Source organism: Blautia sp. ZXY-1-C6 (assembly GCF_056339875.1).
This window is the reverse complement of sequence record NZ_JBWJVQ010000020.1, coordinates 1-10,505: the sequence shown is the minus strand read 5'-3', so window position 1 is coordinate 10,505 and position 10,505 is coordinate 1. Positions and strand designations below refer to the sequence as shown.

Sequence of the window (10,505 nt, the reverse complement as noted above, 5' to 3'; positions counted from 1 at the left end):
TGACGGTGGAAGCCAATAAATGTATCTTTGTGACGGTAATGCTGTAATTCGTGTAGCAGCATAAAACGCATATCATCAGGATTCAGTTTCGGAAATTAAATGGATGGGAATGTAAATTCTGGGATGTATTATTCCGATTAAAACTGGTGATTTTAAAAATGCAGTACTGTAGACTGATACTGGGTGAGAGATTTTAAGTTCCTTTAAACAATTGTAATAAATAGTTTTTACCTGCTGATTTTGAAGCGGGAGAGCAGATCTTTTTATGGAACGTACATAGTTTAATGAATGAAGGGTGAGGACTGACATAATCATAACACCCGTTATCCATATTAGAAAGAGTATGGTATTCAAGCCTCCAGAAAATTGACTACTGATGGAAACTGAAAAATCATTCACCTGGTTTAACAAAATATTTTGTGTATTACTGGTAAGTTCGGATAGCGTGTCCGTACCAGAGTTAAGTCCTGAGTCAGTTTGAAAAAAATGTAACCATGAAAAAAGTTGTGAGCCATGAATCTGTACAGGAAAAAATGGCACGGCAAGTAATAAAAATAAAAGAAAACAGAGATGGTACTGTGTAGTCAGCAGATAAATATTTTTTCAGAAGTTTTTTTGTTCCGATTATTACAAGTGTAAAAATACATATGAAGATATTACTGATTAAAAAGTGGATGATCCAGTTGCTCATTCAAAACCTCCTATTTCTGATGTTTTGATAATAAATGGCGTAAGTTATCAATTTCTGTTGAAGAGAGCTTATCGTCTTCAAGGTAAGAAGCCAGCATAGAAGAAAGATTTCCATTATAATATCGCTTTAAAAAAGAATTGCTTTCCTGGCGTATATATTCATCTTCTTGGACTAATGGAGTATAGACAAATACCCGGCTTTGTTTTTCGTAGGAAAGAGCTTTTTTGGAAACAAGTCTCTTGATAAGAGTTTGGACATTGCTTTTGGACTCCAGCTGGTAGTTAGAGTAAGTTTTTCTGTAATTTCATTTGTATTGATGGGAGCATACTTCCATACAATTTTCATAACTTCAAATTCGGCTTCTGAAATCTGGGGTAGTGACATAATAAAATCCTCCTGCTAAATCCTACATATGTAATAAATATATTATATTACTTGTAGAAGAAAAAAGTCAAATGGCAGATGATATATAGAATATAAAATTAATAATGTAGAGGCAATAAAGGTGAAAAAGATAGAAATTATTGAGAGAATCACAGATGCTAATGGAAGCATAAGTGAAAACATATTGACTAGCTGGGAACATAAAAACCAATTCATACCGGAAATTATAAGGTTTGGAGAATTAAAAATATATCTACAGGAACGAATTGTTAAAAAGAATGATAGTGATGTTCATCTTTCAAAATATGAATATGATATTTTACTTCTTTTAGCGAAAAGTCCAGGTAGAATATTTGGAAAAGAAATGGTTTATGATCTGGTATGGAATGAACCTTATTCCGGTGATTATAATGTGGTTATGCGACATATCTGCAATATCAGAGAAAAAATAGAAGATGATCCTGGACAACCATTATATATACAAACAGTACGAGGTGTAGGATATCGGTTTAACGGGAATTTAGGCAGCAAGTGAAATCGCTGCCTATTATTATGGTTTTACAAAGAAGGGAGTGGGTTATGAGAAGATCTTTGGATTTCAGGATAGCATCCTGTTTCGAGATATTTGGACAGGTTTTGATGTATCAATTCCGGCTCTTTTATTTCTTGCTTAGAGTGAAACGTATCCAGTATTTAGTGATTCCTTTCTGGAAATAAGAACCGCAATTTGCTCTTGCAACTTATTGGAATTAAGATGCTTCAGATCCATGCCATTTTCCTGTAAAGATAAGTTTCAGCACCCGCGAAAAGAATAATTTGAGATTCATATTTACCGGAAATAACGATCTGGATCTTTGGAAGTCTTTTATAGCGGGCGTCGCTCGGTTCCATTTTTCTGATATTGTTCGGCATATTTTAGCATTTCTCGAAGATGGCGTATCGGAGACTCGAGAGAAACAACAGAGGCATTTACCTCTTTTTGCTAGCATATGTAACAAGGCTATGCGGTCTTCAAGTCCTGAAAAATTATGTAGATTATGTGTGAACATCTTGTTATATTCAGCAGAGACAATTTTTAAATTTTCCTTATTTGCCCATTTCTGAAGTCCAATGTTTCCTGCTATATTGGGAGTGTTGGTGTCTATTAACTTATTACGAACAGAAGGAACAGTATCTCTTTAGTGATTTTGGGATTTTTATACACATTTGCCTTAATTGCTTATGCAGGCGGTGAAGTGGACGCTATCGAATTTTCAACATATGAAAATATTTGGACTTTAATAAATGCTTTGCAAACCGTAGCTTACGCTGTTTTAATTTCTGTTATGTTTTCAACATTTATCATCAAAGAGTATGCTGGAAAACTTAATTTACTTTTGTTTACTTATCCTGTTGATAAATCTACCCTTTTGAAAGCGAAAGTATTATTAGTAGCTTTTAGTGGAATTGGTGGTATGCTTCTCGGAAGTGCTTTGATTTTTTTAATTTTCTTTATTACTGAACGCATATTCCCTCTAGTTCCCGATACTTTTTCTTTTGGAAATATCATTAAAATATGGAGTGAGTTATTATTATGTTCTGTGTACGCTTTATGCGTTGGCATAGTAGCTACAAAAATAGGATTTATAAAAATGTCTGTGCAGACAACGATTGTCAGTGCAATTATTATAGCTAGTTGTTCAGCAAATGTTATTTCTACTATGAGTTATACTAATTTTCCTTTTCTCTTTTTGTGGGGGATTATGGCTATAATTTCCATAATAAGTTATTGTAATATTGTACACAAAACAATTCGTATGGATATTTAATAAAAACAAAGTTTATTATGTCTTGAATAATGATTTTAGTAGCGTATTTGAATTTCAGTTTTAATACTGATGAATTTATAAATTTGCAATTATGATAAGAAAGGTTAAATATGATAAGTCTAAGAAAACGAGATATAAAAAAGGCATTAAAAGCTGGTGCAAAGGCTGGCGGTGTATCATTGGCTGATGTTCGGGCTGATATTGAAGCAACGATTGATGAAGCTATGGATAGTGCCGACCCAGAGGTGCAGACAAATTTCAAAAAGTATTTTGGAAATAAACGCCCTACACCAGAAGAATATATTTACAAGACAATGAGCGACGAAGTGTATCAAGCCTTTCAAAACATACTGAAACACCGCAGGAAACAGAAGAACCTTGTGATTGACGGATATAGTGTTTTTTTATTCATCAACCGCAATGGCAATCCACAAGTGGCAGTAAATTATGAAGCTGTATTCCGAAAACTTGTAGACAAGTACAACAGCAAGCATGAAGAACCGTTACCGAAGATTACACCTCATGGTCGAGTTATAATAAGGACAAGTTAGAAAACTCCAGTAAATACAAGGGGTTGCACTAATTTAGTCCTTATTTTTAATTTCCTGAAAAGGGAAAAATAAAGCAGCGCTGTCATTCCAGAATATGAATTATTACAGATTCAGACTGGAAATGGATTTGTGTAAGACAAGAGTAAAAACAACAGAATTATTGTAATTATAGGACTGAATTAGCTCGCACGGAATATAGATTCCGGATGTCTAATTCAGTCCTCTTTTTGATTGATGACGATGAAAGGTGATGAAAAATGGCTAGAATTATTTCTATTGTAAACCAAAAAGGGGGAACGGGAAAATCCGCATGTACAGCTAATTTAGCAGTAGGATTAGCACAAAAGAATATGAAAGTGTTGATTGTAGATGCCGATCCACAGTCTGATGTATCCGCAGGATTTGGATATCGTGATTGTGATGACAGTAATGAAACACTTACTGCTCTTATGGATGCTGTAATGAAAGATGAAGATATTCCTTCCGAATGTTTTATCAGACATCAGGCAGAGGGGATAGACATTATCTGTTCTAACATTGGACTGGCAGGTACGGAAGTACAGTTGGTAAATGCAATGAGTAGAGAATATGTATTGAAACAGATTTTATATGGTATCAAAGATCAATATGATGTAGTCATCATTGATTGTATGCCATCATTGGGAATGATTACGATTAATGCGCTGGCTGCATCAGATGAAGTCCTCATTCCAGTTGAAGCATCCTACCTGCCAATCAAAGGATTGCAGCAGTTGTTAAAAACAATCGGTAAGGTCCGTAAGCAGATTAATCCGAAGCTGCAAGTCGGAGGTATTTTGTTTACGATGGTCGATGCTCATACGAATGATGCCAGAAATAACATGGAACTTCTCAGAAATGTATATGGAAGTCAAATTCATATCTTTGATAATTATATTCCATTTTCTGTAAGAATGAAGGAAGCAGTCAGAGAAGGACAGAGTATTTTCTCTTATGATCCGAAAGGCAAAGCTACAGAAGCTTATCGGAGAGTGACGGAGGAGGTGCTGAAAGATGCCATCTAAAAAAAGAGCAACTCCCATTTCCTTACAGCCACTTGATGGTATGCAGATAAAAAAAGAAGATTATAAGCTGGTCTATGTTGGGGAATTATCGGGAAATATGTCACTGGATGATATTTTTGAAAGGTTCAACATTGATAGACCGGAAGATTTCCGTGGGCATTCCCTGTCTGTCAGTGATATCATAGTTCTGAATGACGGGGAAAAAGTAACCGCTCATTTTGTAGACAGTATCAGTTTTGAACAGCTGGATTCTTTCCTGAATCTGGAAGAACAGGTTCTTAGTGAACTGGCATATGAGGTAGGAGAACGTTACTTTGCTATTCAGAGAACAGAAGAAGGATATGATTATTCGTTTTACGATGAAGATTTTCGTCTGATGGATGGTGGCGTCTATGAAAATGATCAAATTTCTATTGAAGAAGCGGCAGAGGAACTTCTGGAAGACGAAGGCTGGACTGGAGAACGCATCCGTGGAGATTATGATCAGTTGATGGAAAAAGTAGAAGAAATGGATGAAGTTGTAATGGCAGAGATTCAGAAAAGCCAGGGCGAATATAAGCCTTTGGCAAAGGTGGAGGAACTGGAAGAGGCGAATTATAACATGATTGATAACGTCCTTAATAATATGCCACCGAAGAAAGAGCCTTATCTGGAATATTTCGCCACAGAATGTGATGAGTTCCATGATATGGGAGCTTATGAAAAAAGTACCGATGTTAATCAGATTGCTGCGGTCTATGAAAAATATAGGGAGAATCCTAAAACTGCGTATCTGGGATGCTCAATGGGAATTATTTATCGTGATCCGGAAGACAGTTACTATGATGAAGCCGAATTTGCGATCGTTAAAGGGAATACCGTATTCGGAAATCTGATGGATGATGTTCGATTTTATGGAGAACTTGCACTGGTACGGGAAGGGATCGAGAAAATTCATGAAGCATTGCCGGACTACAAGTATGTACCGATGAGGGATGTTCGAGAAGCAATGTATCCTGAGAAAATGACCACAGAACAGCTGGCAGAGGCACTGGATGAGATTGCAGAAGCTTTTGATCCGTATGAGTATCGAGATAATGTGGAGAGGGGAGAAAATACGGTGCAGGAAGTAATGCTGGATTTGAGAAGTGGAAATATTCATTCCTATATTTCATATCTGAAGGATATTGTAGACGAAGAATGCGATCTGTCTGTTCGTGCAGGAGTATTGATTGAAAGACTGAAAGCCTATGAACCTGAACTTCTAAAGGATATGGAACCAATGGTGTATGTAAACTATTGTGAAGAAAGTGATCTCATGAATCCAAGATGTCAGAAGCTGTCTGAGCTGGATGCAAAAACAGCAGAAATGGATAAAGAATGGTATGCAAAACGTGATCCGAAGACAGAGGAACCTACAAAAATTGCAAAGATATATGTGACTGTATATTATGCGGAAAAAGGTGAACAGATGCTGCATCATTTTAAGAAGTCAATGGATATTGGAAATGGACATGGCGGTATTGTGAGTCAGTTGAAGTATGATAATGAAATGAAGCTTACAGATGAGTATTGGATCAATTACCAGAAAGGCAAAGGAAGTGAAGAGTTCCAAAAGTATATGGAAGATCTGACAGACATGCAGAATCATGTGCTTCCGTATCTGCAGAGTTTTTGCAATCTGGAGGAAAAAGGTGTGAAGGAGAGACGAGAACAGCAGATAGCAGAAAGATATGAAGGAAGAGCAGATGAGAGGGTAACAAGTACCGAAGCGAATGAAGTTGTTAAGGATGTAGGAAAAACAGATAGAAAACCGGCACAGCAGAAGCAGGCGGTAGATGGAAAAGATAAGAAATTATCCATTCATGAACGGCTTGAGATCAATAAGAGGATTATTCAAGAAAAGCAGGGAAAAGATAAAACGGAGAGAGGAGTTGATTTGGGTGTAAGGACAGTGTAGAATAAGCAGAACGAGTCGGAGGTCGTGGATGATAACGTGGCTTCCGGCTTTATTGCGTATTGTCGGAAGAATTATAAATGGTATAATGAATGTAAATGCGATAAAAGAATGTCGCCTGTTATGCGACTTCCAAATGAGAAAAGTGTGTTATTCTGAGATCAAACAAGAGGCTAATAGAGTCAGGAGGGTGACATTATGAGTAAAAAAGGATATAGCAGACCAGGATTCTTTGGATCCATAAACCATTATGATGCAAACGGAAAAAAGTAGGCGAGAGCAGACCAGGATTCTTTGGTGGTATGAACGACTATGATGCAAATGGAAAGAAAATCGGACATAGTTCGCCTTCCTTTTTTGGTGGTATGAATCATTATGACAATAACGGGCATAAAGTAGGTGAGAGTCGACCAGGATTCTTTGGCGGTTTAAACCATTATGATGACAAGGGGCATAAGCGGGGGCATAGCAATCCAGGATTTTTAGGTGGATTCAATCATTACGGTTAAAACTGCACAGAGAGCAGCACAAGCGGCAAGGGCTGCGGCAAAAGCCGCCGTGGTTACGGTAAAGGCGATTGCCAAAGCGACCGCACTTGCCATTAAAGCGATTATTGCCGGAACGAAAGCCTTGATTGCCGCTATCGCCGCAGGCGGCTGGGTGGCGGTTTTGGTTATTATCGTGATTTGCCTGATTGGTATGATCCTCGGCTCAGTATTTGGCATTTTCTTCTCAGACGAAGATTCCGGCACTGGAATGAGTATGCAGACCGTTGTGCAGGAAATCAATACCGAATACGATACCAAGCTGCAAGAGGAAAAGAACTCGGTATCCTATGATGTTCTTGAAATGAGTGGCAGCAGAGCCGTTTGGAAAGAGGTGCTTGCCGTTTACTCTGTAAAAACGAATACGGATCAAGATAACCCCCAAGAGGTTGCCACAATGGACGATGGCAAAAAGCAACTCTTAAAAGACATCTTTTGGGAGATGAATCAAATATCTTCCCGAACAGAGAGCAAGACCGAAACAGTTATTACCGAAACCGATGACGGACACGGTAATATCGTGGAAACTGAAAGCACGGTCACACAAACCTATCTGTATATTACCGTCAGCCACAAGACTGCCGAGGAAATGGCGGCGCAATATGGTTTTAACGAAGAACAGAAAGGCTACCTCGCTGAACTGCTTGCAGATGAAAACAATTACCTTTGGTCACAGGTGCTTTACGGCATTACAGGCGGCGACGGACAGATCGTGACCGTTGCACTCTCTCTGGTTGGCAATGTGGGCGGTCAGCCGTATTGGTCGTGGTACGGTTTTAACTCCCGTGTAGAATGGTGTGCTTGCTTTGTATCTTGGTGTGCCAACGAGTGCGGCTATATCGACGCTGGAGTTATCCCAAAATATGCAGGCTGTGTCAACGGAGTACAATGGTTTAAGGATCGTGGACAATGGCTGGATGGCAGCGCCGAGCCTGCCCCCGGAATGATTATTTTCTTCGATTGGGCAGACGAAAGTGGTCAGGATGGATTATCCGACCATACGGGTATTGTTCAAAAGGTCGAAAACGGCAAGGTTTATACGGTCGAGGGCAACTCCGGCGACAGTTGCCGAGTCAATGAGTATTCTATCGGTTATTACGAGATTCTTGGCTACGGCGCACCTGCCTATTAAAATACACAAGCCGCCTGCATTTTGCAGGCGGTTGGATTACATATCAGAAAGATATTGTGCCGGTTTGAAAACTAAAAGTCTCAAAATACAGACTTAATAATTGCGATTTCACTCTCAAAGTGCTATAATACAAACTATATTTGGGTGGAGGTGCGGAAATGAAAGTACGGTACAACAAACTTTGGAAACTTCTGATTGACAAGGGAATGAAAAAGAGTCAATTACGAGAAGCGGTCGGGGCAAGCAAAAGTACATTTGCGAAACTCGGAAAAAATGAAAATGTTACCCTTCCCGTGCTGTTGAATATATGCGAATACTTAGAGTGTGATTTTGGCGACATAATGGAAGCCGTACCCGAAAATGAGGTGTAGGATCAATGAACAAGAAGATTTTAATTGTGGATGACGAAAAAGAAATCGTTGATCTGCTTGAAGTGTATTTGAGTAACGATGGTTATTCAGTATATAAATGTTATAATGGGTTAGAGGCGATGAAATGTATCAAACAGTCGCAGATTGATTTAGCGATACTTGATATTATGCTGCCGGATATTGATGGTTTTCGACTTTGCCAAAAAATTCGGGAAAAGTTTTACTTCCCTATTATTATGCTTACCGCCAAAATTGAGGATAGCGACAAGATTATGGGGCTTACGATTGGTGCGGATGATTATATAACGAAACCGTTTAATCCTTTAGAGGTTGTGGCAAGAGTAAAGACGCAATTAAGGCGTTATCAGAGCTATAACAGTCCTAATTTGAGCCAATCCGAAGAAAAAGACGAGTATGACATCAGAGGTCTACTGATAAACAGAGTCAGCCACAAGTGCTACTTGTATGGCAAAGAAATAGCCTTGACTCCGTTGGAGTTTTCTATTCTGTGGTATCTGTGCGAACATCAGGGTAAAGTTGTCGCCTCGGAGGAATTATTTGAAGCCGTGTGGAAAGAAAAGTATCTTCGCAACAGTAACAATACGGTAATGGCGCACATTGGGCGGCTTCGGGAAAAATTGAATGAACCTTCAAAAAATCCGAAGTTCATTAAAACTGTTTGGGGGGTAGGGTATGAAATTGAATAAAAAAGAAAAAAACTATCTGCTCTCTACCTTGTTCAAAGGGTATGTAATTCAATGTGCGATTTGCTCTGTGCTTATTTTTGGCGGTACTTTTCTTTTAGGAATTATGGCAGAGGAAATTCTCCGCAAGTATGTTTTGTATTATTACTTGTATTACAGAACAGTATATCTTTATATAGTGGCTGTAATCGTGTGGGGTGGCTGTATTATATACATGACATACCTACTTTTGAAAAAAGTCATCGCCTATGTGTACGAGGTACAGGCTGCGACAGGAAAAATGTTCGATCAGAATGTCAGTTACATTGAAATGTCCCCGGAGTTGAGTGAAATCGCCGCTAACATCAATCAGTTAAAACAAGAGGCTGAAAGTAATGCAAGGCTTGCAAAAGAAAATGAGCAGCGAAAAAATGACCTGATTATGTATCTTGCACACGATTTGAAAACACCGCTTTCTTCTGTAATCGGGTATCTTACTTTACTGCGTGATGAGTTGCAAAATCTCAAAGGAACTTCGAGAAAAGTACCTTTCAAATCACTCTTGGTAAGGCAGAACGGTTAGAGGATTCTGATTAACGAGTTTTTCGAGATAACACGATTCGAATATATACGATATTACATTACAATACACGAAAATCAATTTAACTCGCCTGCTGGAGCAACTTGTATATGAATTTAAGCCTATGCTCAAATCAAAGAATTTGCAATGTAATCTTTGTGTTGATGATGACATAATGCTTCGATGTGACGCAGACAAAATTCAGCGTGTTTTTGATAACCTTTTGAGAAATGCGGTTATCTACAGTTTTGAAAATACGGATATCACGATCAGCGCACAATGTCAGGAAGATACGGTCAGCATTATTTTTTGTAACCACGGCGATACTCTGCCGGAAGAAAAGTTAAACAGGATTTTCGAGCAGTTTTATCGGCTTGACGCAGCGAGAAGTACAAGCAGTGGAGGAGCTGGATTAGGTTTGGCGATTGCAAAGCAGATTGTTGAACTACACAATGGTACAATCGTTGCAGAGAGCCAAGAGGATCAAAACAAGTTTTCAATTACTTTGCCGTTGGCGTAGGAAAATTGTAAGAATTTGCATAGAAAAAAAGAGGAATACCTTACGAGCAATCAAGAAAATACGGGCTTCTGTTTTGGTACAATAAAAGTATCAAGATAGAGGCTCGTATTTTTTGTGATACAGCATAAGGAGGAATGATGAAGTTGCTAAGAAAACAAATGCTGCTATGTTCTATTTTGTTTCTTGTATTTACGCTATCTGCCTGCTCTGCAATTGGGCAGACAGACGAAAACAATCTTACAGATAGCGCAACATCCGCAG

Annotated in this window: 8 protein-coding genes and 4 pseudogenes; 10 read left to right on the top strand and 2 right to left on the bottom strand. The window is 38.5% G+C overall.

The features are described 5' to 3' along the window. Positions 1-75 precede the first annotated feature (75 nt). Positions 76-540, bottom strand: coding sequence for a M56 family metallopeptidase (locus AC075J_RS00940; RefSeq protein WP_476389854.1), 465 nt, complete (start codon positions 538-540; stop codon positions 76-78). A gap of 161 nt (positions 541-701) precedes the next feature. Then, positions 702-1,078, bottom strand: a pseudogene (locus tag AC075J_RS00935) (BlaI/MecI/CopY family transcriptional regulator). 118 nt (positions 1,079-1,196) lie between these two features. Here AC075J_RS00935 and AC075J_RS00930 point away from each other — a divergent pair. The 10 genes and pseudogenes from AC075J_RS00930 (at position 1,197) to AC075J_RS00885 (ending at position 10,244) form a co-directional block, all read left to right on the top strand. Then, positions 1,197-1,610: a winged helix-turn-helix domain-containing protein gene (locus tag AC075J_RS00930; protein WP_118339504.1), complete on the top strand. Its 414-nt coding sequence runs from the start codon at positions 1,197-1,199 to the stop codon at positions 1,608-1,610. A 700-nt stretch (positions 1,611-2,310) separates the two neighbouring features. After that, on the top strand, positions 2,311-2,883 hold the full coding sequence (locus AC075J_RS00925; protein ID WP_173684671.1) for a hypothetical protein: 573 nt from the start codon (positions 2,311-2,313) through the stop codon (positions 2,881-2,883). A gap of 110 nt (positions 2,884-2,993) precedes the next feature. Continuing rightward, positions 2,994-3,194: pseudogene (locus tag AC075J_RS00920) on the top strand (hypothetical protein); the annotation flags it as partial. A 497-nt stretch (positions 3,195-3,691) separates the two neighbouring features. Beyond that, the gene (locus AC075J_RS00915) at positions 3,692-4,477 is read left to right on the top strand and encodes a ParA family protein (RefSeq protein ID WP_008703831.1); all 786 of its coding nucleotides are present in this window, start codon (positions 3,692-3,694) and stop codon (positions 4,475-4,477) included. A gap of 37 nt (positions 4,478-4,514) precedes the next feature. Then, a pseudogene (locus AC075J_RS00910) lies at positions 4,515-6,416 on the top strand (YodL domain-containing protein); the annotation flags it as partial. A 299-nt stretch (positions 6,417-6,715) separates the two neighbouring features. Beyond that, positions 6,716-6,922 carry a hypothetical protein gene (locus AC075J_RS00905; protein WP_012744284.1) on the top strand — a complete coding sequence of 69 codons (207 nt, stop codon included), beginning with the start codon at positions 6,716-6,718 and terminating at the stop codon, positions 6,920-6,922. Next, positions 6,900-8,090, top strand: coding sequence for a CHAP domain-containing protein (locus tag AC075J_RS00900; protein ID WP_008703824.1), 1,191 nt, complete (start codon positions 6,900-6,902; stop codon positions 8,088-8,090). Before AC075J_RS00905 ends, AC075J_RS00900 begins: the two co-directional genes overlap by 23 nt. Positions 8,091-8,248: 158 nt before the next feature. After that, a complete protein-coding gene (locus AC075J_RS00895) occupies positions 8,249-8,461 on the top strand; it encodes a helix-turn-helix domain-containing protein (protein ID WP_008703822.1) in 213 nt (70 codons plus the stop codon). A 5-nt stretch (positions 8,462-8,466) separates the two neighbouring features. Further along, the gene (gene vanR / locus AC075J_RS00890; RefSeq protein WP_004853366.1) at positions 8,467-9,168 is read left to right on the top strand and encodes a VanR-ABDEGLN family response regulator transcription factor; all 702 of its coding nucleotides are present in this window, start codon (positions 8,467-8,469) and stop codon (positions 9,166-9,168) included. Further along, positions 9,155-10,244, top strand: a pseudogene (locus AC075J_RS00885) (sensor histidine kinase). The gene vanR and the pseudogene AC075J_RS00885 overlap by 14 nt, the downstream one beginning before the upstream one ends. Positions 10,245-10,505 lie beyond the last annotated feature (261 nt).

Bases quoted from the DNA above. Each gene is read 5' to 3' on its own strand.
- AC075J_RS00915 (WP_008703831.1), top strand. From the start codon at position 3,692: ATGGCTAGAATTATTTCTATTGTAAACCAAAAAGGGGGAACGGGAAAA.
- AC075J_RS00905 (WP_012744284.1), top strand. From the start codon at position 6,716: ATGAACGACTATGATGCAAATGGAAAGAAAATCGGACATAGTTCGCCT.
- AC075J_RS00895 (WP_008703822.1), top strand. From the start codon at position 8,249: ATGAAAGTACGGTACAACAAACTTTGGAAACTTCTGATTGACAAGGGA.
- vanR (WP_004853366.1), top strand. From the start codon at position 8,467: ATGAACAAGAAGATTTTAATTGTGGATGACGAAAAAGAAATCGTTGAT.